The sequence below is a fragment of the Methylotuvimicrobium sp. KM2 genome (assembly GCF_038051925.1).
Taxonomy (GTDB): domain Bacteria; phylum Pseudomonadota; class Gammaproteobacteria; order Methylococcales; family Methylomonadaceae; genus Methylotuvimicrobium.
Genome location: NZ_CP150634.1, coordinates 1,740,528 through 1,767,359 on the forward strand (window position 1 = coordinate 1,740,528; position 26,832 = coordinate 1,767,359).

Here is a 26,832-nt window from a genome sequence, read left to right on the forward strand (position 1 = left end):
AGGCAAAAAAAAGGCGCTTTAATCCCTAGTGGGGATAAAGCGCCTTTGCTTTAAGAAACTCGAATGAAGATAAGCGGAAATCGTGCCAAGTTCTGTTAAAGATATAAGCTATTGATATTATAAATAGTAAATATTAGCTCTTGTTGGGTAAGGGTTGTTTTGTGTCTTTGTGAACCGGTCTGGTGCATTACGGAGTAGATTTTAGTGCGTCGTCTATGACGAAGCTGCGGGGCGCGGCTTATTGTTCATTTTCATCGACGGCAACGGTTTCCCTAACAAAATGCAAAGCAAAATTGAAGCGGGCAGGCCTACCGAGTTCCGTATGTAAATCATCCTCGAGCCGAGTAAACACCGATTCGTCCGGCATGGTATTGGTGAGTAGATCGGCATTTAGATTGAGCGGTCGTAGCGTATTGACTTTGATATTCCTAAGTTCAAGCCGGTGTCCATTGATTTGATAGGTTCTACCGGCCAGTTGCGTTTTGATATCGGCGATATGCTCCATGGTTTGGAAAGAATAGAACAAGGGAACGGAAAACAATGCCAACAATAGGCTCGATAGCAAAATTCCTTTTCTGGCCCGAGTAAAAGGCGCGAACCCGATAACCATAAATGAGATGAGGGCGGCCATCGTAATTCCGATTAAGTTGGTCAAGAATAAGAGCATGGCGCCAAAAAAAATATCGGATTCAAGCCAACCGATGCCGATACCTGCAACGCAGAGGGGAGGCACCAAGGCGACTGCGATGGCAACGCCCGGCAAGCTTTTGGCGATACTTTCGCGAGCTTGGGCCATGGCTCCGGCGATACCGGAAAAAACCGCGACCAACAAATCCAGCGTCGAGGGGTGCAAACGGGCTTCGATTTCCGGCGTGGCATCTTTGAACGGCAATAAAGCCGCCATTGCCGAGGAAATCGCAAGCGCGATGCCGATACCGGACAGCAGCGAAACGATTGATTCTCGAGTCAAGAATTTTTCGGAGCGAAGCAAGCCCATCGACAAAGAAATAATCGGAGCCATCAAGGGCGCTAACACCATCGCGCCGATAACGACGGACGGACTACTCAGGAATAAGCCCAATGTGGCGAGCATGGAACTGAGCACCATTAATAAGACATAAGTGCTCGTCGTCCTGGCGTTTTCCTTGAGTGCTAGGAACAAGTCCTTAAAATCGGATTCGAGCGCATGGGGAAAAAACGGCAAGGTTTTACTGAAATATTTCAGCCGCGCTTCCCCTTGCGGTAGGTTCTCCACATTGAAATTTTCTTTGTCGCCGGATTGCGAGTTGAGCGATCGAAAACTTTCGCCGACGGTGATTTTAAGGGCGGCAGGAACCGTTTCCAAAAATAGCTCGCGTGTCGAGACCGGTTTGTGCTCTATCCAAAAGCCAATATCCTGTTTTGCGGTTATGCGCAAAGAAACGCTTCGAACGAATCCTAGTTGTTTCGGTAGCTGTGCCGAAGACGGCGGAATAGTCATCGATGTCGATTGGATGTAGCTTAAAATCGATTGCGGTGCAAAGAACACGAACGACAATCGGCCATCTTTTAGCGATGCCGATTCGCCGAAAAGTTTGGCAAATGGATTTCGTTTTGCAAGATCCAATAGATATAAGCCGATGACCGCCGTTTTGACGGATTTGCCCTTCGCGGTTTCTATTTCGATGGCAATCGGTTGTAAGTTAAAGGCATGAATCAGGCGTTGGCAATAAAACTTTGTTTTCTTGAAGATGTTTCGCGTATTGCCGGCTTCGATCAATTCGGCTAGCGCAGTTTGATTCAATAGGCCGATGCCGCGGCTAATGAATTCTCCGTTACAGCGGATCAAATCGATCGACATCGTTTCTGTTTGTAGTGCCAAGGCCAAGCAGTCGTCAAGCTTATTGGGCAGTCCAAGATGATCGAAAAATACGGGTCGTAATTCGTTGGGATACGGCAGAAGGCTCAATGTGATGGTTTTATCAAACGCAGCAGTGAGAACGGCTTGAAATTCGGTATGTTTAACCCAAACCAAGGCATGGTTTAAGTTACCGTTAACATACAGACCGCTAAGGTTCGACATTTTAATCGGGCGAATCGTGATGCCGTTCTCGACAATTAGCGGATGTTGCTTGACTAGAACTAAATTCTTTTTATCCAACTCATCGGAGTGAATCAGGTAAATCGGTTTAGATTCTGTCATTCGATATATAACTTTCGCAGGTTAAACAGGCAATGCCATTAAGTTAAGGTCCTTGGAGTTTTACTCCCCTCTTTGAAAAAGAGTGGCTGGGGGAGATTTTTCCTCGTTCCCATCGCTCCAGCGTGGGAACGCATACCAATCTGGTTTCGACAGCCAACAAGGTACGGATTCCCACGGAGGACCGTGGGAACCAGAAAAGGCTTAATTTAATGGCAGTGAGGTTAAACAGGGCTAAGCGATTTCAATGATCCTTTATTTCAAAGGTCTGCCTTTGGCGTCCACGTCGAAATTTTTGCTGAGTAATAGTGCAAACTCAATAAAGCCCCACACCACGCCGAAACCGATGGTCAAAACGGTCACCGCGATCTGAGCAAGACCGATCCAATAATAGCCGAGATAAAAACGATGCGCCCCGACGCCGCCTAAAAGCAACGCGAGTACCGTTGCCAGCAGTCGAGATTTTACCGGTTTGTGCGGATTGAGATAGGAGCCGATCAGCACAACCGATTTGGCTTCGCCTTCTTCCAATTCGAAATTGATATCATCGCCAGGCTCAGGTAAGTCGGGTGATTGCCAACTGTCGAGATGAAACTCGTAAAAAGAGTCTCCGCTTTTTATTACGCCGGTTTGTCTGCCGAGGTCAAAACTTTCTATATGTCCGATCATGTTTGTTAAATGGGTTCAAGGTTTAAGGTTGAGGCAGGGTTATTCGTCTTTGATGCGTACCGCAAGGACGTCGCATTTGGCGTGATGTAATACGCCGTTGGCCGTGGATCCTAGCAGCAATGCGAGCCCATGCCGGCCATGAGAGCCGACGACGATCAAGTCGACCGCGTTTTCCTCGGCGATTCTGACGATCTCGATTTTCGGGCTGCCTAATTCGAGAAAGCGATTGTTTTCGGGGATATTGAATCGTTCCGCTAGTTTTTCCAGTCGCAATTTGGCCGATTCCATTAATTGTTCGGTTAGGTCGATTTCATAGGGAATAATCGGCCCGTTCACGGTGTCGACAATCGGAAGGTTATCGACCACATGCAACAGGCTTATTTTAGCTTGGTATTTATCGGCCAAGTCGCATGCACGTTCGGCAATGGCATCGGTATGATCGGAAAAGTCAACCGCGAGCAAGATATGGGTATAATTTTTCATAAAATTTCCATTAGAAGCGCCAGGTTAGGGAAACAGCTGAGCCATGAGCCAATAAGAAGCCATGATATACAAGAATGCGATACCCAGTCCAAAGCTAAAGGATTCGGACAAGGCATGGCGGACTATGTGTCCGGTAATTAGCCAATGCCAGATCATTAACGCGACTAGTGCCGCGAAGGCTAAAAGCGAGACTCGGCCGGTCGTCATGCCGGCGATAATCGGGAGCGCGAAGAAACTGATCAAGGCATCGGTTCCAAACAGCGCGCACGATGTCTGCACAAAACGGCCGGGTTTTCGTGAAATGAGCAATATGATCTTGGCAAATGCCAGCAATAATAAGGCGCCGACCGATACCTGTATAATTGCGTTAAACCAGTCGCTATCGATATACAGCATCAAAAAATCCAGTATGGCATAGGCCATAATAGAACTCAGCAGCAAAGCCTGCGAATAAGGGAGGTCTTGCGGGCCTTTCCGAAATCGGCAAAGATCGAAAAATAGCATGACCCATTCGTACATAAGTTAGCCGGCTTCTTCGAGTTTGGTTTCGGCTTCGAGCCATTCCGTTTCGGCTTCTTCAAGTTCCTTATCGATCCGAGTTTTGCTTGTCAGTAGCTGTTTTAAGCGTTCTTTCTCCTGGTCCTGATAAACAGCCGGATCGGCTAATTGCTGCTCTATTTCGTATTGTTCCCGGTGTAGTTTTTCGACCGCGAGTTCGGCTTTTTTCAATGCATCGAGCAATGGCTTGTTTTTCTGCCGGCGTTCGGCTTCAAGTTTGCGCTGGTCTTTTCGAGAAAGCGATTGGCTGACGGCTTCTTCGGGCGATTCTTCGCTTTTGGTTTGTTCGGTCAGCCAGGAACGGTAGTCGTCCAGATCGCCGTCGAAAGGTTGGACTTTACCGTCTGCAACCAACAGCAATCGATCGGTGACCGAACGCAGCAAATGTCGGTCGTGCGAGACGATCAGCATGGCGCCTTCGTAATCTTGCAGCGCAATACTCAAAGCATGGCGCATTTCCAAATCGAGATGATTGGTCGGCTCGTCCAGTAGCAATAGATTCGGGTTTTGATACACCAAAATCGCTAAAACCAAGCGTGCTTTTTCGCCTCCGGAAAAGGGGCCGACAGGTTCCAGTACTTTGTCGCCCCTAAAATCGAAACCACCGAGATAATTGCGTAAATCCTTTTCGGTCGCTTGTTTATCGAGTCTTTGCAGATGCTGCAGCGGACTTTCATCGATTCGCAATTGCTCGAGTTGATGCTGGGCGAAATAGCCGATGTTCAATGCGTCGGCGGTCAGTATTTCGCCGGCCAAAGGCTGCATTTCTCCGGCTAGTACTTTGATTAAACTGGATTTGCCTGCACCGTTGGGACCTAATAAGCCGATTCGATCGCCGGGAGCGAGCGTCAATTCCGCACCGTCGATCACTATTGTCGTTCCGTAACCGATACCGGCCTCTTGCAATTTGAGCAGCGGGTTAGGCATTTTTTGGGGTTTACGGAAACTGAAATTAAAAGGCGAATCGACATGCGCTTGAGCGATGAGTTCCATGCGTTCAAGCGACTTGATCCGGCTTTGCGCTTGTTTGGCTTTGGTGGCCTTGGCTTTGAAACGGTCGACAAAACTTTGAATATGAGCGATTTCGCGTTGTTGTTTTTCGAACGCGGATTGTTGCTGCGCGAGTTTTTCCGCGCGCATTTTTTCGAAAGCGGAATAATTGCCGGTATAAAGTTCGATTTTTTGTTGTTCAATATGCGCGATGTGGCTGGCGATGGCATCGAGGAAGTCGCGATCGTGCGAGATCAAAAGCAAGGTGCCGGGATATTTGCAAAGCCAATCCTGCAGCCAAATGACCGCATCCAGATCGAGATGATTGGTTGGTTCGTCGAGCAGTAAAAGATCCGAACGGCACATCAAGGCTTGCGCCAGATTCAAGCGCATGCGCCAACCGCCCGAAAACGAAGAGACCGGGTTGTGTTCTTGATCCGGGCGAAACCCTAATCCGTTCATCAATCGGGCGGCGCGAGCTTCGGCGGTGTAACCGCCGATGATATCCAAGGCCGCATGCAATTCAGCCAGTTTTAGCCCGTCGCCGCTTTGTTCGGCTGCGCTTAACTGTTTTTGCAGTCGTCTTAACTCTTGATCCCCATCGATCACGTAATCGATCGCCGAACAGGCGACCGCCGGCGTTTCTTGCGCGACATGCGCGACTTCGATGCCCGGCGGCATCGAAAAGTCGCCTTCATCGGTGTGCAACTCGCCCCTAAGTAATGCGAAAAGGCTGGATTTTCCCGCGCCGTTCGTACCGGTCAGGCCGACTTTTTGGCCTTGATGAATCGTAAAAGACGCTTGGCTGAACAAAACGTTAGGGCCGCGTCTCAAGGATACGTTTTTAAAGTTCAACATGCTTGGGTTTAGCCTTTTCGATCGATCATACTCTGCACTTGCTCGGCAAATTCTTTCAGTTTGCCTTTTTTAACGGTTTTTGCCGGAATCACCAACGCCGTATTGAGACTAATAAAAATATAGACATAATGCTCGCCTTCTTGTTCGACCCGGATCAATTCGTTCCACGGCATTTTGTGTTTGCCGCTTGGCGATATTTCGAGTAAATGATCGGGTTCTATCTTGAGCGTATATCGGCCGAACATATCGGCTTTTTCTTTTTCGGTGTAGTTTTTCATGATTTGGCGACGCATGTCGAGTAGCATAATTTTCGGCGAGAGCAGCGCCCAAAGGATGGCAATGCTGGAAATATAGGCCGCCGTCATCATATCGCCGTAGTACAAATAATAAAAAATACCGATAATCACTAGCGCACCGGGGAAAACTAGCCGGTTTTTACGGATGTTATTTAGGACTTCGTCGTTTTGTTGCAGTTGGACTTCGTTGAAATGGATTAAATCCTCTTCACGAAAAATGTATTCAATTTCAAACATGATAATTATTAAAGGTATGTGGTTTGTAAAAAAGGAGCTGATTGAGTCTGGTTTTTAGGAATGTGCACAAAATAATTGTTACAAGTATACCCATAGCAGATCAAAATTCGGCGCCGGGGTGTCCGTCAAAGGACGCCGTGAATACATCCCTGTAGGCTCTATGCCAGCTCCATGCTGGCAAAGCCTTTGTCGCACACCCCGGCGCCTCCTCAGGCACTTCCGAAATTTGAAGTGCGAAAGGTATAGTAAGGCTTTGCGGTGGTTCGGTGACTCGCTTGACAGGACGCCGTGAACCCAGCACCTAAATTATCCACGGTAGTTAACCATAGCCAATGGACTATGGAATTTAGGTGCTGGGTGAATACATCCATGTAGGCTTGACGGCGGCTTTCCCTGCCGCCGACACCTGTCAATCGAGCCACCGCCCCCCTTCTAACAGTAGTCGAAGTTATTTCATGCTCGTTCCTTAGTGCATTTTGATTTTGGCATGAGCGCTACGCCGGAATAAATTTGAGAGCGTCAACATTGCCGTTCTAAAATAACCGTGGATCGCGACCTGATGCATTTTATAAAGCGATAGATAAACGATACGGGCGATAAAGCCACCGATCGTGACGGAGCCCATTAAGTTGCCCATCAAATTGCCGACGGTAGAATATTTACCCAACGAGACTAGCGAACCGTAGTCGTGATATACAAATTTGACGGGGTCTTTGCCTTGTAAGCGATTGACGATGGTTTTTGCTACCGTCGAGGCTTGTTGATGAGCGGCCTGGGCGCGCGGAGGAACGTTTTGTTCATGCCCCGGCCACGAACAGGCTGCGCAATCGCCGATCGCGAAAATACTGGGGTCGGCTGTTTGCAGAGCCTCATCGACGACCAATTGATTGATTCGGTTTGTTTCCAATCCGTCGATTTGTTGCAGCCAGTCCGGGGCTTTAATGCCCGCCGCCCAGACTTTGAGGTCGGCCGGAATGAATTCGCCGTCATGGGTCGTGATGCCGGCTTTCGACACTTCGGTTACGCGTCGACCAAGCTTTAGGTCGATATTGAGCTTGACTAATTGTTGTTGCGTCGCGTGAGCCAGCTTGGTCGGCAGGGCAGGTAATAATTGCGTGGCCGCTTCGATGATTGTGATTTTTACGTCGCCGGCTTGGTCGAGCCCGTAGACGTTCAGCAGATGCGTCACTTCGTGCAGTTCGGCTGATAATTCGACTCCGGTTGCACCGGCGCCGACAATCGCGATCGATAACGGTTTGTCCTTGCTGCCGCCTTTACTGACATGGCGTTTGATATAAGTTTCGACCAGTTGCTTTTGAAATTTGAAGGCCTGCGAGGTGGTATCGAGAAACATGCAGTGTTCGGCCACGCCTTTGATATTGAAAGTATTGCTGACGCTGCCGACAGCCATGACCAGGGTGTCGTATTTAAATGTGCGTTCGGGTATCAGTTCTTCGCCGCTATCGCTGTAAGTAGGGCTCAGATAGACTTCTTTTTTTTCGCGGCTCAAACCGGCCATTTTGCCGAGACGGAAACGGAAATGACTGCGATAGGCCTGCGCCAGATAGTCGACTTGCTCGGTTTCATCCAAGGTGCCGGCCGCGACTTCATGCAATAAGGGTTTCCAAATATGAGTCGAAGAGGCATCGATGAGGTTGATTTCAGCCAAACCTGCTTTGCCTAATTTATTACCCAATGTCGTTGCCAATTCCAGTCCGGCCGCGCCACCGCCGACAATCAGAATTTTATGCTTTTCGTTGTTGCTATCGCTCATGCATCCCCCAGCTTATTTTCCGCTTGTCGCGGTAATAGTTTTTTTAGCAGTGTATTATAACGAATCAACTCGAAAGTGGACGATTTATAAAAAAATCCCTACCTCATTATGTTGGGGTATTGATGAAACCAATGAGATGCTGATGACGAATTCCCATGTTTATTTTAAGGAATGCTAGTATTAAGCCCTGATCGGCTAATTCTTGGATGTGTAAACACCCCCTATCGTTCCCGCGCTCCGGCGTGGGAATGAAGACCGAGACGCTCTAGCGTCTCGTACCGCTGGAGCGGTACTCAGGCATTCCCACGCAGAGCATGGGAACGATAATTGCCGGGGGACTGAATAGTTACATCGGATCAGCGATATTTTATACCTTTCGCACTTCAAATTTCGGCAGTGCCAGGCGCCGAATTTTGATCTACGACGGGTATAAGGCTATGTATGCGGTAAATAGTTGGAAACACCTACCAATACCGGAAGTACTTATAAATCCAAAGTGAATTGTAGGGTACGCTGCGCGTACCTACAGTCTTCAAGTTTCGAAATTGGCGTAGTATTAATTTCAACTATTAACGCGAACATAGTCTATTTTAAAGGGCGATTTTTCGGGAAATTAGTATTGGAAATCGGGTTTATAGTGAAGAAATTCTTATGAAAATATTGGTAATAGACGACAGTAAAGCCATTCGAATGCTGGTTGCGGAGTGTGTCAAGGAGCTTGGGCATCATGTGATTCATGCCGAAAACGGAGCGGAGGGGCTTGAATTTATTCGGTCGAACGATGTCGATTTGGTCATGATGGATATTGAAATGCCCGGTTTGAACGGATTCGAAACGACACAAGCGATCAGATCCTTGAAAGACGACGATTGGTTTCCGATTATTTTTTTAACGATCAAAACCGATGACGACTCCTATGCCGCATGTATCAGGGCCGGTGGCGATGCGTACCTGGCCAAGCCGATTAGCCCGAAACGTCTAGAAATGCAAATCGTTGCTATGGAACGCATTTATGAAATGCGGCGAAAACTGCATGCCGTACAACGGGATTTGATGCATGCCAATGAGGCACTCAGTTTTGCATCGCTACACGACCAACTGACCGGTATCGCGAATCGACGCAATTTCGATACTACCTTGTTAAGGGAATTTAATCATGCCAGGCGTGACAAGCAACCGCTTTCGTTGTTGATGTGCGATATCGATTATTTTAAAGTTTATAACGATCGGTATGGGCATATGGCTGGCGATGACTGCTTGAAAAAAGTCGCGGAGGCCATCGCTTCGGTGCCTCAGCGAGCGACCGATTTGGCTTGCCGTTACGGCGGCGAGGAATTTGCTGTGATCATGCCGAATACGGACTGGCAAGGAAGCAGGGATTTAGCCGAAAAAATTAGGTCGGCCGTGTCCGCTCGGCAAATTCCTCATGAAGGGTCGAAAGTCGATAGTTATGTTTCGCTGAGTTTGGGTCTTGCAACCTACAACGGTCAGTTCAAGACCATCGATGAATTGATGAAGGCCTCCGACGATGCGCTCTATCGAGCGAAGGAAAAAGGCCGAAACAGGCTCGAGAGCGCTTGAGCATTTAGTAGACCAGGATGTGTCGAATAAAACGATTTAAACGGATGTTTTTATCGGAATTTAGTAATTATTATGTATTTAGCGAAAGATTTCATTGAGACTGCTGAAGGGCTGGTTTTTGCTGTAGTGGAGCATGGCATTGAACAGGGCAGGGTGTTGTGTTTTTTACGTTATCGGCGAAGCTCGAACGGTTGGCAAAAACAATCCACCCGGCAAGCGGACGACTTATTGAGTCGAGATCATCCTGAATATCTGTATTATTGCCCGATGCGGGATGTCCGGCTTCATGCCGTTCCTGAAGAGCGAGTAATTAAGCATTATCAGCCGCGACAACGCTTGAACGAGCTATTATCGGCTGCGTGGCTAGACCCGGTCGAACAAGATTTGCTTCGATTATCGAATCTGTATCAAAGTCGGGGGTTGGATGTTAAGCAAATGGGCGTGACCGGCTCTTTGCTAATCGGCGCTCAAGGCAAGTTATCGGATATCGATTTGGTTTTTTATGACAGGGATCTGTTTCATCAGGCCAGAGCGATAAACCGTGAGTTGATTCAAGCCGGCTTGCTGCATGAGCTCGATCTGAGGCATTGGCAAGAGAGTTTCCGTCGCCGGGATTGTCATATCGATTTCGATGATTATGTTTGGCATGAACAGCGCAAATTCAATAAGGCTTTGGTCAATGATCGTAAATTCGATTTGAATTTCATCGATCCGGAGTCGTTTGCTACCGAGACTTACCGCAAATGCGGCGAAATCTTATTGCGTTGCGTCGTGATAGACGATAGCCGGGCTTTCGATTATCCGGCGCTGTTTAAGTGCAATGATCCGACTATCGATGAGATTGTCGTTTTTACCGCGACTTATACCGGTCAAGCACAAGTCGGAGAAGAAATAGAGGTTTGCGGTTTGTTGGAAGAGTCACCGAGCGGTTTGAAGCGGATTATTGTCGGTTCTAGCCGCGAGGCGGAAGGGGAGTATATAAAGGTTCAAGGTTCAAGGGGAAAGATGAAAGATGAAAGATGAAAGATGAAAGAGGGTGGTGAATTGAGGCCTTTGTGGGAGCGATCCCCAGATCGTCCCTCACCTAACGCTAGGTGAGGGAGAGTCGGTAAGCTTGGGTGACAATAAACGGTATCGAAGTCACATGGGTCAAGATTCCTCGTTCCCATCGCTCCAGCGTGGGAATGCATACTTAAGCGGAAAGATGAAAGATGAAAGATGAAAGATGAAAGATGAAAGATGAAAGATGAAAGATGAAAGATGAAAGGTGAAAAGTGAATGGTAGGGACGGATTTTTTGCTGGAGGCGTTGACGGCTGTCTAGGGGTTGTATTCGACCTGGATGGCTTGGTGTTGGATACCGAGAGCACTTATTTCGTGGCTTGGAGGCAGGCTGCCGAGCTCATGGGATATCAATTGCCGGATGCTTTTTGTTTGTCTTTGTCGGGACTTCATTATCGCGATGTCGAAATGCGCTTGCTCGAATTTTGCGGAAACGCTTTCGATCTTCAGGAATTTAACCGTTTGAGCGGCGAGTGTTGGTATTGCATCGTCGAAAAGCAAGGCATCGACATAAAAAAGGGTTTTTGGACATTTCTCAGATTATTGCAGGAATCCGACATACCCTATGGTCTTGCGACCAACAGTCGCTTGAATAATGCGTTAGAGTGTCTCGATTTTGCCGGCCTCGGTAATGTATTCGAGACGATTGTCGCTCGCGATCATGTCGATCGGGGTAAGCCGGCGCCCGATATTTTCTTGAATGCGGCCGATCGTTTGTCGATTCCTATTTCTCGTTGTTTAGCATTGGAAGACTCACCGGCCGGCGTGATTGCGGCGTCCGCGTCCGGTACGTTTACCGTCTATGTGCCGTCGGTAGTGCCGGCCGATCCTTATGCCGGCGAGTTATGTCATCTGCAATGCCGCGATTTGGACCAGGTCGCGGCTTTATGGGCGGCGCGGGACTTGTAAAACTGCTTGACGCTAACGTTTCCTTCGCGTTTACTTGCCGCTAATATCCGTACGATTCATACCAAATTAATAAAAATAAATAAGAGGAAGTCATGAAACCATTAAGTGAAGAAGAACGTGAAAAAATCCTGAACAGCCCGCCGGTCGGAACTTGGGCTTTAATGATTACCGTTGGCGTGGGCATGGTTGTCGCATGGCTGTTCCTGTACTACGGGGTATTCTTGCCGCGTGGCGCGGTCAATTAGTGGTGAGTTTATGCATATAGATCCTCTTGAAAAAAAATGGGCCTATGCGGCGGTCGGCATCGCCGGTCTTTTTGTCGGCATTATCTTGATCGATGCCTTATTTCACGGCATTAATGCCCCGAGCAATGTCGAGACTATCGATGCAGCTAGTCTGCATTTGAGCGAGGAATTCGACGAAGATAACCTAGGCGTGCAAGTCGACGAAAGCGGCAATATAACCATTCGAATGGTTGCCGGACGTTACGGTTTTTATCCGAAACACATTACCGTGCCGGCGGATACTTCTTTGACATTTCGCTGGGTCAGCATGGACGTTCTCCATGGCGTGCATATGCCGATGACGAATATGAGCACGATGATCGTACCGGGGTATGTCGCGCAAGTGACGACAACTTTGCCGAAACCCGGCGAATATCCGCTGCTATGTAATGAATATTGCGGGATTGGGCACGACCATATGTGGAGCAATGTTTCGGTCGTCGCGAAAGAACATTGGACCGCGCCGGCAATAGCCCCTTCAAAAGGAGGACAAGACAATGATTGATGCGGTCACCAAAAAACTGGCGTTCAGCCATCTATGGGTCGCCTTCGGTGCGTTTCTTTTGGCCTGTTTCATGGGCGAGTATCAAGTCTTGGAAAGGAGCGGTTTCATTCCGGCAATCGAATCGCCTTCGGTGTATTTTGCATCGGTCAGTACGCACGGCGTATTAATGGCTTTTGTATTGACGACGTTTTTCATCATGGGCTTCGGCTATGTCGTCGCGACGACTAGTCTGAAGCAGCCGATTTGGAATCCTCAATGGGCCTGGGCCGGATTCGGAATATCGTCGTTCGGCACCGTGCTGGCGGCAATACCGCTATTGACCGGTAAAGCCTCGGTTTTGTACACGTTTTATCCGCCGATTATCGGGCATTGGATGTTCTATGTCGGCGCGACATTGTTGATTGTCGGTTCCTGGCTGTGGTGCGTCATCATGATTATGATGATGCGCGAATGGAAGCAAGCCAATCCCGGCGCGCCGGTGCCGCTCGCGATGTTTGCAACCGTCGGCAATGCGCTTTTGTGGCTTTGGACTAGTGCCGGTGTCGCGCTGGAAGTGCTCTTTCAATTGATTCCGATGGCACTCGGCTGGATGGACACGCTCGATCCGGGTCTCGCGCGCACTTTGTTTGCATGGACCTTGCATCCGATCGTTTATTTTTGGTTGATTCCCGCTTATACGGCATTTTATGTCTTGGTTCCGAAGCAGGCGGGCGGTTATTTGTTCAGCGATGAAATAGCGCGGGCCGCCTTCGTGGTCTTGATCGTCTTTGCGTTGCCGATCGGTTTTCATCATTTATATATGGATCCCGAGCAAGCTAAAGGATGGAAGTTGCTGCATGGCGTCGGGACTTTCGTTGTTTCGCTTCCGACCTTCATTACCGGTTTTAGCGTGATTGCATCGCTCGAAATCGCCGGCCGGTTGCGCGGCGGCAAGGGATTATTCGGTTGGATCGGTTCGCTGCCCTGGCGTAATCCGATGGTGCTGTCGGTTATTCTGTCTTTGTTGATGCTGATTCTCGGCGGCTTCGGCGGCCTAGTCAACGCCAGTTATGCGATGAATGCAATGATCCATAACACGGCTTGGGTGCCGGGACATTTTCATTTGATCTTCGCCGGTACCACCGTAATCATGTATTTTGCGATTGCTTATTATCTTTGGCCGATAATGGCCGGTAAGCCGCTTTTTTCCAAAGATATGGCGCTAGTGCAATTATGGACTTGGTTTATCGGCATGACGATTTTAACCACGCCTTGGCATGTGCTGGGTTTATTGGGGCAGCCTCGGCGCATTTCCGGTGTCGAATATAACTCGCTGTTGACGCTGGCCTGGGATCCTTATGAACTGGCGATGATCTTCGGCGGTTTGGTGATGCTCGGTTCCGCGTGTTTGTTTGTTTACAATTTAGCGATGACGCACAGTTCGCAAGAGGTATTCGAAGGCGAAATCGAATATGCCGAACCGATTCATCCGGTTACCGATCTGCCTGAATATCTGAACGATTTTACGCTATGGAATAAAGTCATCGCCGGTTTGATGGCCCTGAGTTTCGGCGTACCGATTCTGCAATTCTTTTTTATGAAAACATTCGGCTCAAGCGCGTGGGGATTTTGATCATGAATAAAATGGTTGTCGCGGCCCTTTCGGGTCTTCTTGTTTCGACTGCCGCCCAGGCCGAGCCGGCGTCAAAAGTCGCCTGGACGTCCGAGCAGTTGAACTTCGTCAAAAAAGGCAACGCCGCCAAAGGCAAGGAATTATCCGCGACCTGTACGGGTTGTCATGGAGAGCAAGGCGTGAGTCAAGTGCCGAATTATCCGTCATTGGCGGGACAGTTGGCGACTTATACTTATAAACAATTACAGGATTATAAAACCGGTCATCGAAAGCATGAGCTGATGGGGTCGATGGTGACCGGGTTGAGCAATCGGGATATGGCCGATCTTGCCGTTTGGTTTAGTACGTTACCTACCCCTAAACCTCAGGGGAGTCGACAATCGTTGGCTAAAGCCGAGGTTTTAGTCAAGAAGGGCGACGGCAAACGGACTCTGCCGCCTTGTGCGGTATGTCATGGGGCCGAAGGTAAGGGAGAAAAAATGGATATTCCGGCGTTAGCCGGTCAACAAGCCGACTATTTCGTGCAGACCCTTGAGGCCTACCAAAAAGACGAGCGGCGTAACGATATTTTCGGCCGTATGAGAATTCTCAGTAAACAATTGACTGCCGAGGAAATCAAGGAGCTGGCTCAATATTACCAGGCAAAATAAATGCCGGGCGCTTCTTCGGCGCCCAAAATCTAAAATTCTCTATTTGAGGATGCTGATGTATTCGGCAAGGATATCGGCAGTTGAGATCTGGCGAGTATAAACAGCGTAGCCCGGATGGAGCGTAGCGCAATCCGGGAAGCTCGGAGCCATGTCATTCCCGTATTCCGCTACGCTGCATACGGGCTACATGCTTTATTAATAGCAACTTGGGAAAGAGCGGATGTGGGTTGGCCGTTTTTAGCTTGATGCGTATGGGTTTTTAACCCCGTCCCGCAGAAGTGGCTGCGGCTACGACTGGTCCCGCTCGGACACTTGGCTTCGGCAAGCTGAAGCATTTTGCTAATCAGGAGTTTTTATGAGTGGGGGGTACTGGGAGATCTTACGCCGCGCTTTGAATAAATCTCCGCAAAACAGTCGTCAAAGCGTCTGTTCGTCCTGCGATGTACTCAGGACCTTAGCATGACGGGGTTTGCAACCCCGTTCTAAACGTTTCGATTCTGGCCGAAGTCAGTCGAAATGTTTAGGGCAAACCGAAACACTTGGGACGGGTTAAATAACCCGCCCCGCAGTAGTAGGATGGGTAGGAGCGAAGCGGAAACCCATCATGAGCACCCGCAAACGGTAAAAAACGTTACGGAAGGGTTTATAAAACCCGTCCGGCGGTAGTTTTAAGCTTCGCTCACGCCATCCTACTACTTTCATCTTTCATCTTGAACCTTATTTATTTGAATTGCGCCAACGCTAAATAGGCTACTGCGATGGCCGGTGCGCAATCGGCGGCGGACATTGGCGAGGAGACCAATGACTGTTCGAATAAATCGTTGAAATCCAGATAAGGGTGCCCTAAATTGGCGGCTAATTGTTTGACCAAAAAGCGACCGACGCCGGCGCCGACAAACGGTTGATCTGAAGGTAAACGAATTCTGGATAATTGCCTTTCGCAGCCCATTTGTATTTTGTGCAATTGTTGGTTGCGGAGATAAAGCGCGAAATGGCGCCAGCATTCCGGCAACTCGTGTTCGACTTCATGACCGATCATACGCGATAAGCGCCTGGCGCTGGCGGTAACGGTTTTTTCGCCGCCATCGGCGGTATCGTTTTGATCATGAGCTTCGTCCAGTTCGCCGGTTATGCGGTATACATCGGCCATCGTCGCGAAATACTCGGCCATCAAACCGATTTTGACGCCTTTGAACAAGGCCGTTTGCGCGATAGCCATTACCGGTGTGCGCACGACGCCGGTATAAATTAATTCTTCGGAAATGAGTCGCTTATAGTCGGTAAAGCCTTTGGCATTGATTTTTCCGTTTGCCATCGCAATGATATCGGTCGTGGTGCTGCCGATATCGATAAATAATCCGCTGTCAATGTTTCGTGCGGCAAACGATGCGCTAGCCAACCAGTTTGCCGAGGCGATGCTTTCGCTATGCTCGGGCAGCACCGAACCGGCTCGAATGAATCCTGACAAACCGGCATAAATCCACAACGAATCGCCTGGAAAGTAAACCGACATGGCTTCGACGATGCGTTGCACGCCTTGTTCTCGACTCTCGAAATGATCGACTAATTCCCCTGTCATCGTAATCGCATGCCGGTATCGGCCTTCCGGCAGCTCTGCGGTAACGGCTTGTACGGCTTGTTGCAATTGTTCGATGCCTTGCCATAACGCGCAAGGGCGTTGAACGATTGCCAGGGCTTCGCCCAATTCGTTGATCAGCGCCGCTTTTAAATGGGCGCCGCCGATATCCCAGCCGATAATGTTAGTTTGCATAGGTTTCGTCTCCGTCGATGAGTAGATTGATGCTTCGATTGATGATGGGATTCACGCTTGGTTGGTTTTGCGGCATTCGCAAAATCTCTGCCGCGACATTGACTCCCAAGGCCTCTCGTATCCCCGCGTAAGACGTCGTCAAACGCGGATTGATTTCCAATACCGCAATGGATTCAGGTGTTTCGATGATATCGATTCCGGCATAACCGGATAAACCAGGGAACGCATAGGCGACACGGTCGACCAGGGCTTGATAGTATTCATTGACGCCGGGTTCATTGACTCGGCAAGCGTTCAACTTAAATCGGCAGTCCTTGATTTCGATTCGTTGGATATTATGGCACAAGAGCCATCCCTTGCCATGGTGGAATAAACAACTCAAACTCGCCGGCGTTCCTTCGATGTAAGGCTGAACCATATAGGGTTCTTTACCGAGTTGAGGCCTGACGAGCGCCCAATCCTCGGCGTCATCGACTCGGAATGTTCGTTCGCAGCCCATGCCGTCGACCGGTTTGATCACTTGTCTACCGATCGGTTGGAAGCGATGCGGATTGAATGGTTCCGATGGCACGGTTTCAATCCGGTGTTGTGTCAGATGACGAAATGTTTCGAGCTTATTCGATGTGATGGCGACGGCTTCTGACGAAGATGACAGTAGTCTTTTTCCATGGTATTCGATCATGTGCGTTAAATCGAACAAAATATTGTTCATCTCGGGAGCGACCGGCCAAACCGCATCACAACGCACGACTTGTTTTTCGAATGTTTCGTGCACCGATTGATGTTCATCAATCGTCACAATTTCGATTGCTCCGGCATATTCCGAAATTGCGTCGGCAAACTGGGTATCGAGCATTACACTCAACTTGATATCGGCTATTTCCGATAAATCCTGCAATAAAGCCTTCAGCATCAACAAGCCTTCCGCGGCGAGCGTATCGGGAATGCGTTCACGGTTAAAACCGCCGCCGGTAACATATTCAAAAACGAGTATTTTCATTGCGCACAGTATAATACAAGGTATTTCTTATAAAAGCAGAAGGTTGGTTTCGTAACATGCAAATCATTCCGGTCCTTGATCTTAAAGACCATCATGTCGTTCATGCCGTCAGAGGTAATCGGGCCGAATATGCCCCGGTTTGTTCCTCATTATGCAAAGAGCCGAGCATCGATCGCGTCATCGAGGCTTTTTTGTCGCTATACGATTTTAAGGTGTTTTATATCGCCGATCTGAATGCGATTACCGCTTGCGAATCGGTTCATCAAGGCCTTTTACTCGACGTATTCAGACGCTATCCGGATAGGCAGTTTTGGGTCGACTCGGGAAATCATGCGGTTCAGCGCTATTACCAAGGTTTTGCGAATTATTTGCCGGTAATCGGCTCCGAATCGTTGACCGATGACGATGTCGAGCATATCGAGCGATTGTCGGAAGATTTTGTACTGTCGCTCGATTATTCGGCAAACGGCCGGCTCGGTTCGTCGTTGACTTTCGACAATCCTAAGTTATGGCCGAACGCTATTATTATCATGACGCTAGCGCAAGTCGGTAGCGAGCTTGGTCCGGATTTCGCAAAGCTGAGCCATTATTGCCGGGAGTTTCCTGAGAAACGGATTATCGCCGCAGGCGGTATCCGGCATAAACAAGATCTATTCGGGCTACAAAAAATCGGCGTGAACGATGTCTTGATAGCCAGCGCCTTACATTCCGGCGCATTGTCGGAGAACGACATTAAACAGATCTTTGAAAATTCATTAAAATAAGTTGTTTCATACGTATCAAGCGGATATCAAGCCATTCACTATTTACCATTTACCGCTAGCCGCTCACCATCCCTCCGCGGCAGTAAAATCAATCGATGCTCGGTTTTTCCTGCCCGGAGTGGTATCGGTAAGCCTTCGACCCAATATGCGTGTTGATCGCGATAATGGGGCGATAAAGGGTGGCTGGATTGGCCGCCCGGCATGTGGAGTATTCCTTCATCGATATGACGCGGGGAAACGACAAGCCTTTCGCTGGCGCCGAAATCGGGGCCGGCCACTCGAACGCAATAAGGGCAACCCGATAACGGGTCCTCAGGCATGTCAAGGAAACGTCCGGCCCATGGCAATACCCTTGAGAATGGATGACGATATTGCGCTCGGTTGATTTTTCCCCAAGTCAGTTCCGGAAAGCTCGCTTCGGGGTACAGGTTTTTGAGTCGACCGAGGCTTTTTTTTAATTGGTTTAGAATGAATGTATCCCAATCCTGAAATCGCGACGGATCAGGTAACAGTTCGACCGGCTTTTCAGTCAAAAGCCGTTGTAATGGTGTGTCGATGTATGTCCAGGAATAGTTGAAATTCCTATCCGATTTGCGGCATGCCGATATAAAAGGATCGAATACCGATTTTGCCAATTGCTTGCGAAATTCCACCAATAACCCAAACCCCAAGCTGTCTCGATCCGCATTTCCGTCCCAGGCCTGAAGGAAACCTCGCAATTCAGCCAATTCCGGTTCTTGCTCGAAATTTTTCGGCGTTAGAACCGATAATGCCAATTGCTGGTAAAACTGATAAAACTCGCTCTTACTATCGAGCTGTAATGCGAACATCGTTTGTTCGTTCAGTATTTCGATTTGTTCGAGCCGCTCAGTAATCCGATAAGCTCGATAGCCGTTGGCAAACTGCCGTCCGATGATATGAGGATAGTCTTTACCGAATCGACGATCATTGGCCGAAACTAAAATACCTTTCGGCGGATCGATTGTGCGCGGCAATGACTCCGGAGCCAAATAACCGTTCCAGCCTGCTGAACCGTCAGCCCAAGATCGGCTAGCCGAGCCGTCGTTGCCGTACCGCTTAGGTATGCGTCCCATTAGCGTCCAGGCGATTCGGCCTGTCTTATCGGCCAGTAAAAAATTCAATTGCGGCCCGCCGCTTTGGTTGATCGTCGGAATGGCTTGTTCCAGTGTTCGATTTTGTTCCAAGTCGATCAATTCGATGTTGATGGCATTAGGGTCCAATGCGGTCCAGCGAACAGCCACTAAATTATCCATTAGAGGTTCGGAGGCAACCGGACCCCACACCGTTTGTTTGACTTTTATATCTCGAGAATCGCCTCCTTTCACGGCGATGATTTCATTCCGTTGCTCGAACCGTTGCCAGCCTCCGTCAACACGATATTCATTTGAATTTTCAGGATTGATTTCAAGGCTGACCAAATCTAGAAAATCACCGGAAAGATTGGTTGCCCCCCAGGCTAAATGTTTGTTGCTGCCGGCAATTATTATCGGTACGCCGGGTAGTATCACGCCGCTTGCATGAGTTTCGGTATAATGGACTTCGATTCGATACCATAAGTTGGGTACGGTAATGCCCAAGTGCATATCGTTGGCAAGTATCGCGCGTCCGTCCTGAGTTTTCTTGCCGCTGACGGCCCATGCATTAGATCCCGGCAGGGTGTCGTGCAGTTGCACGGCGCCGGCTACTTTCAAGGCGTCTGATGAATATTGATCAAGGGCCGCCTTCATCGAGGCTAAAGGGATGGGGCGAGCAGGTCGCGACGATTCGCGATAGTCTTGTAATTGCTCGGTAAACCGGTCGGTGTCCGGTGTCAAAAATGCAATCAGATCGGGAGGTAGGGTTTTCTCCATCACGGTCAACATGCGTTCTTCTCTTTCGGCCCAGCCGGTGAGCGTATCGAACATGCCGAGCATGACCAGAATGCTGTCTTCGGCTTGCCATGGGGAGGGGCGATAATTCAATACGCTAAACTCAAAGGTTAAGGCATTAGTTTGCTCGATATAGCTGTTGACGCCTTCGGCATAGGCATCGAGGAAGCGCTTATGTTGTCGCGGCAGTTGTGTTACCGTTTTTTGGGCAACTCGATTGAAACCGAGCGTTCGGGCTCTGGCGTCGCTGTCGACGGCTATCTCGCCGAATATTTCAGCTAGGCGCCCGGCAGTTTTTCGTCTCATTAAATCCATTTGAAATAAGCGGTCGCGCGCGCTTAGATAGCCGAGTGCTCGAATCGCGTCGAGACGATTTTCGGCATGCACGGTCGGTATTCCGAATTCATCGGAGTCGACTGTAACGGGTTCGGCAAGGCCTGCTAATACGACTTCGCCGTTTAGTTTAGGCATCGATTCTTGCAGTAACCAATAGGTGCCGCCTAGCCCTATCAGAACTGTCAATGATGCGAGTGCCGTCAAATAAAGCACGATGCTTCTTATCTTTTTCATGTCCTATTAGTTCTTTTTTGTTGGGCTTATGTTCCATTGAAAACGAGCCAACTGAAATACGGCTTCATTCTTTATAACTTATCTTACTGAAAATAGTTGAGCTTCATTGAACCTAGAAAAAGCATTTCACCATGAAGATCATGAAGAATAGGAAGTTTATTCAATAGCTTATTACGCGTTTGTATAGAACTTTCGCTCACCAAAAAGGTTGGCGAGAAGGATTTGGTAAGTTCTTGGAATTCTTCGTGAACTTCATGTGCTTCATGGTTAAACTGCCGAATTCAGGTTGAAGGATTGGGGTGTGTTTGGCGAGGATGTCGGCAGCACTGCGCTATTCTTCAGGCACTGCCGAAATTTGAAGTGTGAAAGATATATATCTACCAAGTCTAGGTTAAAGCCCTGATTATGCCGCTTACTACTCACTGTTAACCGCTATCCAATTTCTCTAGACAAAAAAAACCCCGGGCTAGCCGGGGTTTTTAATCATTCTAGGCTGAACTAAATCTTAGTTAGCAGCGAATGGGTGTGTTGCAGTGGCTTTAGCAGCAACAACTTCTTGAGCTGTTGGAGAGCCGGCAACAGCGCGTTCGATAGCTTCTTTAGTCGCTTCGTAGTTGTATTGTTGGATTTTTGCGTCGTCTTCAGCCATCCAGTGAATGAAAACGCCAACAGAAATAAACAGGTTGTCGGCTTCATCGGCAGGAATGGTGCCGTTTTCAACTGAATCCGCAACAGCCATGGCTACGCCGCGTTGCGCAGGGCCGAACATTTGAACGGCTTGCTTTGAACCTTTGATGGTTACTTTGTTGAACATAACAGTTGCAGGTTTAACCATCAGGTTAGGTGCAACAACAGCCAACAAACTGGAGAAACCGTCTTTGTTGTTGGTCAAGCAGTTAGCGAAAGCGGTTTCGGCAGCCGAACCGCGTGGGCCGATGATCAAGTCGATGTGCGCAACTTCGTTGCCGTCACCTACCAATGATTCGCCTACGCGCAGGTTGTTGATTTTAGCCATGCTAGTTGTCTCCTTTGAAGAATAATATGAACAGTGAGAATTAATTTATTTACTAAATGTAAATCCGTTTCGAAGACCCATTAGCAACTCGAATTGCTAATTTGATCCTCCAGAAATACCGCTAAAATCGTCGCTACCGTTAAATCGGCCGTCGTCCCCGGATTGATGCCGTCGGATTTAAATTCCGCGTCAATCCTGCGCAGTAAAGGTTCGATTTGATCCGGATTATCGGAATCTTGCAGCGCTTGGTTAATCATGGCCATTTTAGATGCCACCGAAAGCGTAAAGCGATCGCCGTATTTCCGCTCGATATGACTATCGGGGTAAAGGCTCAGCAACCCGACATAGACTGCTACAGCCGCCCAATTAGCTTCAGCCCATCGAGTTAGCCAAGCATTATACCTTAAAACTCCGAAATCAAAAATATCTTTATAATCCGAGCAGTACTGTAACGCGATGCGATCCTTATCGGCCGCGATTCGCATCGCTTCGGTCAAATTGACGGCCGGTTGTTCTGAAACGTCTTGTTCGGATGAGCGACCTAAACCACCCGGGGCTGCTAAAACGATCGCTTTGAAGACCCAAGCGGCATCGTCGACTGATGTATTGTTTAATACCTCGTGTAAAGCTTGTCTTAGAGTCGAATTCGGTTTTCGCAAAAATGCGGCTTGAAGCAGAGGTGCGCATAATAAAACAATGCCAAGGTTCGTATTACAGCCGACCGCATCACGCGTTGCCTTGATCGCATAATAAATTTTTTCGCCAAGCGAGTAATTTGGATTTACGATATGCGGCGCGCTGACCTTTGCGCTGACTCTAAAATCATCGACGGTCATGTCATGCCCGTCGGCATGAACACTGACGTTGCCTGGCTTAAAAGCCTGTAATTCGATCTCGCAGGCTTGCCGATACAAGTCTTCAAGCGTTTCGATAGACATCATGAGGCAACCGTTTGCAATTCGGGGCGATGATCGCCGACATGCCTATTCAGCAAATCTTCGACGAGTAATTCGGCGATATTGATATTACAAACGCTTTGCAGGCCCTTCCATGCGGGAATACTGTTGACCTCGATAACGGTGTAATCGCCGTTTTTTTCGCGAATGATATCGACGCCGGCATAGTCCATTTTGACGACTTCCGCTGTCTTGATGGCTAATTCCGATAATTCGGAGTCCAATCGGACTCGTTCGCAACGGGCGCCTTTGGCAACATTATTCAACCAAAATGCTCCTTTCCTACGCATCGCGGCGACCGCGCGCCCGTTGATAACGAATACCCGTGTATCGGAATAACCTTCGCCGTAACATTCCACAAAACGTTGCAAATAATAGATGCCGCGGCTGCCGGTTAACCAGAACAAATCCAGCATTTTTTCGATGCGCCGGACGCCTTCGCCTTGCGAGCCGAACAAAGGCTTGCTGATGATCATATTGCCTTGCGCCAATTCGTGTTCGGCGATTGCCAGTGCCTCTTTTCTGTCGCGCAAGACCCAGGTCGGCGGCGTCGGCAAACCGTTTTGTCGAAGCAGGAAGCTGGTCATAGCTTTGTCGACACTGCGTTCGATTGCCCCTGCGTCGTTGTACACCGGAACGCCGATGATCTTCAACGCATGTAGGATGTCGAGATAAAATACAACTTCCTCGAGGGATCCGCCCGGTACACCGCGCACAAACACGGCGTCGGGCAGGGTCTGTTCGAAACCCGGAATCGAAATAGGGAGGCTTTCCGAAACCAGATTCAAGCGGCATTCGGTTAATGACACATAATCCGCCGAGTATCCGCGTGCGGCGAATGCAAGGCGTAATGCCTTGCCGTGCCAACCCGGATCGTCTGTGAAAACGGCAATTCTACCCACGCGTCGAAATCCTTAGGCGCCGAACGATTGATCGAGCAACGCATTGTCGAGTTTGCCGGCGCGGAAGCTCTTACCGGATTCGACTGCGGTCACGATTACACTTGCCGGGCTGAATAGCATTGCATCGACTTTGAAAAAGTCGTAGTTGTATTCTTTAAAGACTTGCGCGAACGGTTTGCCGTAATCTTTAGACGTTGAACTCGGCAACTCTTTTGCGAGCTTCTCGGCCGCTTCGTCGCTGCCTTTGACGAAAATATGAACTTGCCCCGCAAACAATATTGCATCGTTGGTCCGTCCCATCGCCTTGATGAAATCCGGATGCGGCGGGCAGATCGGCGCGCTGCCGCTACCATCGACGATGTTTTCCAGCGGAAAATGCAAGGCATGCGCCTTGTGCATCGCAACTTCCAAAACCCGTGCAACGACTTGAACACCGCCGGCCAGGCTGCTGGTGGGCGTCACGATGATTGTCAAATTGCTAGGGTCTACTTGACAAGCGGTTGCTACTTTTTCGACGATTTCAAGCGGCGGGATCGCATCGTTTTCGATCACCAAAACGGTGTTTTCTGCGTTGTCGCGATAAGCCAATTCTTTATACAATTCTTCGACGGGCTCTTGTTGACCGTCCTTGATCTTAACCGCCATCGCCCGAGCGGGACCGGAGCCGAGCGCGTAATATTTTTCATGCGACAAACTCCAACCGGCGTATTGGCTGCCAAGGCAGGCCAAGACCGGATTGCCGGTATGCACATTGACCGTCAACGGCCAATTCGCGGTATAACAACTGTGTGAGATAGAGACCGAGCCCATGCCGCCCAAGCAAATTTCGGCGATGATTCGGCCCGCTTCCAAGCCGCCCGGCATGTCGATGCCGGCATCGATGATGGTACAACCGTTCGCCAACTTTTCTACGCCGACTCGTAATTTAGCCGCATTTTCGATGAGTTCTCTAACCAGAGGCTGCGCCAGTTTATTAACGCTCGCTTTTGATTCCATGATCTAAAACACCTTTAATTGAATGATTGAATAATGATTTGCCGGATTTTGTTCAATTGTCGATGAACGCTCCGAACGTTTATATCGCGGGCAATGATACTGCATATAGGCTGTCCTTTGCGAATTATCGAGCCGGCAATCGGTAAATCCCGACAGGCTTTCGGCCAACTAAAGGCATCGGGAATAGTGATGTCTCGGTCGGCGTAAACGATGCGATAAGCGCAAACCTGATGACGCGTAAAGTTCGTATTGTCTAAGAGGCCCCGACAGGCATTGAGATGCGCCCCGAATAAATCTGCATCATATAATTGCATGCTGGCCGACGGGCGGGGATTGACCTCCAATACATAAATTCGCTCGCCTTGGATAATGAAATCGAGGGTGTTGAGGCCTTTGAGCGGGATTGCCCGCACAATGGCGGCGATCCACGAGCTCACTTTATGCTCTTGTTCGGTAGACAAAGGACTGCAGTTTATGATGCCGGCAAATTGGAATGGGTTGCTTTCAGCCTGGTTTTCAGTCCATTGTGTATGGAAGCCGATTATTTGAACACTCCGCCCGTCGGAAAGAAACAAAGCTGAGCCGGCCGTCCCTTCGATGTGTTTTTGCCAGTATATGTTTCCTTGGGCTGGCATGCCGTTTCGAAACTGGCGAATACCGATGCCGCCTTCACCGGCTTCGGGTTTGATCAACCATTGTTCTGCCTCCATAGGTTTGGTGAAGGCGACGCGCGGATAGTCTATCTCCAAATAATCGAGCAACTCGAAAAAGCGTTTTTTTTGCTGAAGCTGTCGAACGGATTTTATGTCGTTGCCGACTAATTCGCATTCACGAGTAATGAGCTCGAGCGCCTTGGGATAATGCTCGAGGCCACTGCCATATATTACTGGAGACTTCGGGTGCAGGGAGCGGAAGTCGGCAATAATTTCTTTCAGAAAGGGTTCGTCCAATGCTTCTATTCGAAATACTCGTTCGGAAAAACTCAAGGTATCTTGGTCGGCAAACAAATCGATTACCCAAGGTCTGAATCCCGACCGGCTGGCGGCCTCGGCCAGCATGCGGCCGGAGTTCGCAATAATCAAAATAGGTTTGTTAATACTGGGATTCAAAAATGGCAGTTTATGATGTTAAAAGTCTATCGCTTAAGCGAGTATGTGCCGGCTTCAGGCATCAATAAGCGAATCAGACAACCGATACTTGACCGCCGCCGTTGCTGACGCCGACCGTGACGAAACTCAAATGCGGGTGATGCGAAAATTGCCGACGTGCTTGTTCGGTCAGTGTTTCGGCTTGCTCGGTTCCCTGTAAGGCGCAAAATCCGGTCGGTCCCCATGAGGTTTGGCCGATCGCGCCGCAACCTTGCGCTTCCAGCCATGTCATGGCTTCGGCGACCTCCGAACTGGTGAAAATACCGCCCTGTGCCGGCGCGAAATGTTCGCCGACCGAGCGCTGCAATTGCGTAACGACTTCACCGAATTTGACGATATCGTGTTCGGCAGCTGCGGGTAATCCTTGCATCATCAATAAATAACAAAGCCGGGCCGCTTCTTGTTGCGGAAATGGGGGCAGCGCTTCGAAAGCCTGAACTTCTTGCTTGCCATGCAAGCCTTGTCCGCGCTTGTCGAACGCTAAAATAAAGCGCCAATCGTCGGGAATTTGCATATGAGCCAATACCGGCGGCGTTATCGTTCGCTCGCCCCGTCCGCCATCGACAACCAGTCCGCCACGTTCAAAAACACCGATGCCGATACCCGAGCGCATGCCTCTATCGGTTAAACGCGCGATATCGCGCACCGTCAGGTCTAAGCCGAAATAATGGTTCAAGCCCATGCCGACCGCCAGCGACATTTGCGTACCGGATCCTAATCCGACATGTTCCGGGATCGACGCTTCGACCTCGATGCTGAATGAATCGGGAAGATTGAGTGCCATACAGAGTTTGCGCGCGCATTTTTCGGCTCGAGAAGCCGACTTACCGGTTACGGTCAAATGACTGGCCGGTCTGATGGTCAACCGAGTGTTGATTTCATTCAGCGCGACGCCGATGCTGCCGAAGTGACGTCCCAGTGCGCCGCTTAAATCGATAAAGCCCATATGCAGACGGGCAGGGGCTATCACGCTAACGTTAGAGTATTGCACTTTCAATGATCTGATTTAATGGCAAATAAAAGGGCATTATACCCAAACGCAGCAGAGAATGAGGGTTGAAACTGATATCTTAGCAATTCCCCGTTTGAATATATTCATCAAGTTTACTGTGAAAGTACGATGCCGGCTCCGAAGAGGGTGCGGTTGCTCGACCGCCAGGGTAGGTTTTGCAAGA

At 49.2% G+C, this 26,832-nt stretch carries 24 protein-coding genes; 8 read left to right on the forward strand and 16 right to left on the reverse strand.

The window, feature by feature from the left end; genetic code table 11:
* Positions 1-238: 238 nt before the first annotated feature.
* The 7 genes from WJM45_RS07435 to WJM45_RS07465 form a co-directional block, all read right to left on the reverse strand.
* Positions 239-2,182 (reverse strand): TIGR00341 family protein, encoded by a 1,944-nt coding sequence (locus tag WJM45_RS07435; protein ID WP_341328326.1) that lies wholly within the window; start codon positions 2,180-2,182, stop codon positions 239-241.
* Positions 2,183-2,434: 252 nt separating this feature from the next.
* Positions 2,435-2,848 (reverse strand): TM2 domain-containing protein, encoded by a 414-nt coding sequence (locus WJM45_RS07440; RefSeq protein WP_341328327.1) that lies wholly within the window; start codon positions 2,846-2,848, stop codon positions 2,435-2,437.
* Positions 2,849-2,887: 39 nt separating this feature from the next.
* The gene (locus WJM45_RS07445; RefSeq protein ID WP_341328328.1) at positions 2,888-3,331 is read right to left on the reverse strand and encodes a universal stress protein; all 444 of its coding nucleotides are present in this window, start codon (positions 3,329-3,331) and stop codon (positions 2,888-2,890) included.
* A gap of 24 nt (positions 3,332-3,355) precedes the next feature.
* Complete coding sequence (locus tag WJM45_RS07450; protein WP_341328329.1) at positions 3,356-3,850, reverse strand: hypothetical protein; 495 nt, start codon at positions 3,848-3,850, stop codon at positions 3,356-3,358.
* A 3-nt stretch (positions 3,851-3,853) separates the two neighbouring features.
* Complete coding sequence (locus WJM45_RS07455; protein ID WP_341328330.1) at positions 3,854-5,737, reverse strand: ATP-binding cassette domain-containing protein; 1,884 nt, start codon at positions 5,735-5,737, stop codon at positions 3,854-3,856.
* Between the two features lie 8 nt (positions 5,738-5,745).
* Positions 5,746-6,270: a YcxB family protein gene (locus tag WJM45_RS07460; protein WP_341328331.1), complete on the reverse strand. Its 525-nt coding sequence runs from the start codon at positions 6,268-6,270 to the stop codon at positions 5,746-5,748.
* A gap of 466 nt (positions 6,271-6,736) precedes the next feature.
* Positions 6,737-8,044, reverse strand: coding sequence for an NAD(P)/FAD-dependent oxidoreductase (locus WJM45_RS07465; protein ID WP_341328332.1), 1,308 nt, complete (start codon positions 8,042-8,044; stop codon positions 6,737-6,739).
* A 651-nt stretch (positions 8,045-8,695) separates the two neighbouring features.
* On the opposite strand from WJM45_RS07465, the gene WJM45_RS07470 reads away from it, so the two are divergent.
* From WJM45_RS07470 to WJM45_RS07500, 7 genes are all read left to right on the forward strand, one after another.
* Positions 8,696-9,625: a diguanylate cyclase gene (locus WJM45_RS07470; protein ID WP_341328333.1), complete on the forward strand. Its 930-nt coding sequence runs from the start codon at positions 8,696-8,698 to the stop codon at positions 9,623-9,625.
* Between the two features lie 72 nt (positions 9,626-9,697).
* The gene (locus WJM45_RS07475; RefSeq protein ID WP_341328334.1) at positions 9,698-10,648 is read left to right on the forward strand and encodes a hypothetical protein; all 951 of its coding nucleotides are present in this window, start codon (positions 9,698-9,700) and stop codon (positions 10,646-10,648) included.
* A 251-nt stretch (positions 10,649-10,899) separates the two neighbouring features.
* Positions 10,900-11,595: an HAD family phosphatase gene (locus tag WJM45_RS07480; protein WP_341328335.1), complete on the forward strand. Its 696-nt coding sequence runs from the start codon at positions 10,900-10,902 to the stop codon at positions 11,593-11,595.
* Between the two features lie 92 nt (positions 11,596-11,687).
* Entirely contained in the window at positions 11,688-11,840 is a 153-nt protein-coding gene (locus tag WJM45_RS07485; protein WP_341328336.1) for a hypothetical protein, read from the forward strand.
* A 10-nt stretch (positions 11,841-11,850) separates the two neighbouring features.
* Positions 11,851-12,384, forward strand: a complete 534-nt coding sequence (locus tag WJM45_RS07490) for a cytochrome C oxidase subunit II (protein WP_341328337.1) — start codon at positions 11,851-11,853, stop codon at positions 12,382-12,384.
* A complete protein-coding gene (locus WJM45_RS07495) occupies positions 12,377-13,996 on the forward strand; it encodes a b(o/a)3-type cytochrome-c oxidase subunit 1 (protein ID WP_341328338.1) in 1,620 nt (539 codons plus the stop codon). The genes WJM45_RS07490 and WJM45_RS07495 overlap by 8 nt, the downstream gene beginning before the upstream one ends.
* Before the next feature lie 2 nt (positions 13,997-13,998).
* On the forward strand, positions 13,999-14,646 hold the full coding sequence (locus WJM45_RS07500; protein WP_341328339.1) for a c-type cytochrome: 648 nt from the start codon (positions 13,999-14,001) through the stop codon (positions 14,644-14,646).
* A 721-nt stretch (positions 14,647-15,367) separates the two neighbouring features.
* Here the strand turns inward: WJM45_RS07500 and WJM45_RS07505 are convergent.
* Together WJM45_RS07505 and WJM45_RS07510 are read right to left on the reverse strand one after the other, a co-directional pair.
* Positions 15,368-16,417: a hydantoinase/oxoprolinase family protein gene (locus WJM45_RS07505; RefSeq protein ID WP_341328340.1), complete on the reverse strand. Its 1,050-nt coding sequence runs from the start codon at positions 16,415-16,417 to the stop codon at positions 15,368-15,370.
* A complete protein-coding gene (locus tag WJM45_RS07510) occupies positions 16,407-17,417 on the reverse strand; it encodes an ATP-grasp domain-containing protein (protein ID WP_341328341.1) in 1,011 nt (336 codons plus the stop codon). Before WJM45_RS07510 ends, WJM45_RS07505 begins: the two co-directional genes overlap by 11 nt.
* 56 nt (positions 17,418-17,473) lie before the next feature.
* Between WJM45_RS07510 and WJM45_RS07515 the strand changes: the two genes are divergently transcribed.
* Entirely contained in the window at positions 17,474-18,181 is a 708-nt protein-coding gene (locus tag WJM45_RS07515; RefSeq protein WP_341328342.1) for a HisA/HisF-related TIM barrel protein, read from the forward strand.
* Between the two features lie 38 nt (positions 18,182-18,219).
* On the opposite strand, the gene WJM45_RS07520 is transcribed toward WJM45_RS07515, so the two are convergent.
* From WJM45_RS07520 to WJM45_RS07550, 7 genes are all read right to left on the reverse strand, one after another.
* On the reverse strand, positions 18,220-20,640 hold the full coding sequence (locus WJM45_RS07520; RefSeq protein WP_341328343.1) for a penicillin acylase family protein: 2,421 nt from the start codon (positions 20,638-20,640) through the stop codon (positions 18,220-18,222).
* Between the two features lie 505 nt (positions 20,641-21,145).
* Positions 21,146-21,655 (reverse strand): formaldehyde-activating enzyme, encoded by a 510-nt coding sequence (fae, locus tag WJM45_RS07525; protein WP_014148886.1) that lies wholly within the window; start codon positions 21,653-21,655, stop codon positions 21,146-21,148.
* An 80-nt stretch (positions 21,656-21,735) separates the two neighbouring features.
* Positions 21,736-22,596 (reverse strand): triphosphoribosyl-dephospho-CoA synthase, encoded by an 861-nt coding sequence (locus tag WJM45_RS07530; RefSeq protein ID WP_341328344.1) that lies wholly within the window; start codon positions 22,594-22,596, stop codon positions 21,736-21,738.
* Positions 22,593-23,513 carry a RimK family alpha-L-glutamate ligase gene (locus WJM45_RS07535; protein ID WP_341328345.1) on the reverse strand — a complete coding sequence of 307 codons (921 nt, stop codon included), beginning with the start codon at positions 23,511-23,513 and terminating at the stop codon, positions 22,593-22,595. The genes WJM45_RS07530 and WJM45_RS07535 overlap by 4 nt, the downstream gene beginning before the upstream one ends.
* A gap of 12 nt (positions 23,514-23,525) precedes the next feature.
* Positions 23,526-24,509: a methenyltetrahydromethanopterin cyclohydrolase gene (gene mch, locus WJM45_RS07540; RefSeq protein ID WP_341328346.1), complete on the reverse strand. Its 984-nt coding sequence runs from the start codon at positions 24,507-24,509 to the stop codon at positions 23,526-23,528.
* A gap of 14 nt (positions 24,510-24,523) precedes the next feature.
* A complete protein-coding gene (locus WJM45_RS07545; RefSeq protein ID WP_341328347.1) occupies positions 24,524-25,591 on the reverse strand; it encodes an ATP-grasp domain-containing protein in 1,068 nt (355 codons plus the stop codon).
* 100 nt (positions 25,592-25,691) lie between these two features.
* The gene (locus WJM45_RS07550; RefSeq protein ID WP_341328348.1) at positions 25,692-26,648 is read right to left on the reverse strand and encodes a beta-ribofuranosylaminobenzene 5'-phosphate synthase family protein; all 957 of its coding nucleotides are present in this window, start codon (positions 26,646-26,648) and stop codon (positions 25,692-25,694) included.
* Positions 26,649-26,832 lie beyond the last annotated feature (184 nt).

Bases quoted from the DNA above. Each gene is read 5' to 3' on its own strand.
- WJM45_RS07455 (WP_341328330.1), bottom strand. From the start codon at position 5,737: ATGTTGAACTTTAAAAACGTATCCTTGAGACGCGGCCCTAACGTTTTG.
- mch (WP_341328346.1), bottom strand. From the start codon at position 24,509: ATGGAATCAAAAGCGAGCGTTAATAAACTGGCGCAGCCTCTGGTTAGA.
- WJM45_RS07515 (WP_341328342.1), top strand. From the start codon at position 17,474: ATGCAAATCATTCCGGTCCTTGATCTTAAAGACCATCATGTCGTTCAT.
- WJM45_RS07500 (WP_341328339.1), top strand. From the start codon at position 13,999: ATGAATAAAATGGTTGTCGCGGCCCTTTCGGGTCTTCTTGTTTCGACT.
- WJM45_RS07530 (WP_341328344.1), bottom strand. From the start codon at position 22,596: ATGATGTCTATCGAAACGCTTGAAGACTTGTATCGGCAAGCCTGCGAG.
- WJM45_RS07460 (WP_341328331.1), bottom strand. From the start codon at position 6,270: ATGTTTGAAATTGAATACATTTTTCGTGAAGAGGATTTAATCCATTTC.
- WJM45_RS07485 (WP_341328336.1), top strand. From the start codon at position 11,688: ATGAAACCATTAAGTGAAGAAGAACGTGAAAAAATCCTGAACAGCCCG.
- fae (WP_014148886.1), bottom strand. From the start codon at position 21,655: ATGGCTAAAATCAACAACCTGCGCGTAGGCGAATCATTGGTAGGTGAC.
- WJM45_RS07445 (WP_341328328.1), bottom strand. From the start codon at position 3,331: ATGAAAAATTATACCCATATCTTGCTCGCGGTTGACTTTTCCGATCAT.
- WJM45_RS07475 (WP_341328334.1), top strand. From the start codon at position 9,698: ATGTATTTAGCGAAAGATTTCATTGAGACTGCTGAAGGGCTGGTTTTT.
- WJM45_RS07495 (WP_341328338.1), top strand. From the start codon at position 12,377: ATGATTGATGCGGTCACCAAAAAACTGGCGTTCAGCCATCTATGGGTC.
- WJM45_RS07505 (WP_341328340.1), bottom strand. From the start codon at position 16,417: ATGCAAACTAACATTATCGGCTGGGATATCGGCGGCGCCCATTTAAAA.
- WJM45_RS07490 (WP_341328337.1), top strand. From the start codon at position 11,851: ATGCATATAGATCCTCTTGAAAAAAAATGGGCCTATGCGGCGGTCGGC.
- WJM45_RS07465 (WP_341328332.1), bottom strand. From the start codon at position 8,044: ATGAGCGATAGCAACAACGAAAAGCATAAAATTCTGATTGTCGGCGGT.
- WJM45_RS07440 (WP_341328327.1), bottom strand. From the start codon at position 2,848: ATGATCGGACATATAGAAAGTTTTGACCTCGGCAGACAAACCGGCGTA.
- WJM45_RS07470 (WP_341328333.1), top strand. From the start codon at position 8,696: ATGAAAATATTGGTAATAGACGACAGTAAAGCCATTCGAATGCTGGTT.
- WJM45_RS07520 (WP_341328343.1), bottom strand. From the start codon at position 20,640: ATGAAAAAGATAAGAAGCATCGTGCTTTATTTGACGGCACTCGCATCA.
- WJM45_RS07435 (WP_341328326.1), bottom strand. From the start codon at position 2,182: ATGACAGAATCTAAACCGATTTACCTGATTCACTCCGATGAGTTGGAT.
- WJM45_RS07450 (WP_341328329.1), bottom strand. From the start codon at position 3,850: ATGTACGAATGGGTCATGCTATTTTTCGATCTTTGCCGATTTCGGAAA.
- WJM45_RS07510 (WP_341328341.1), bottom strand. From the start codon at position 17,417: ATGAAAATACTCGTTTTTGAATATGTTACCGGCGGCGGTTTTAACCGT.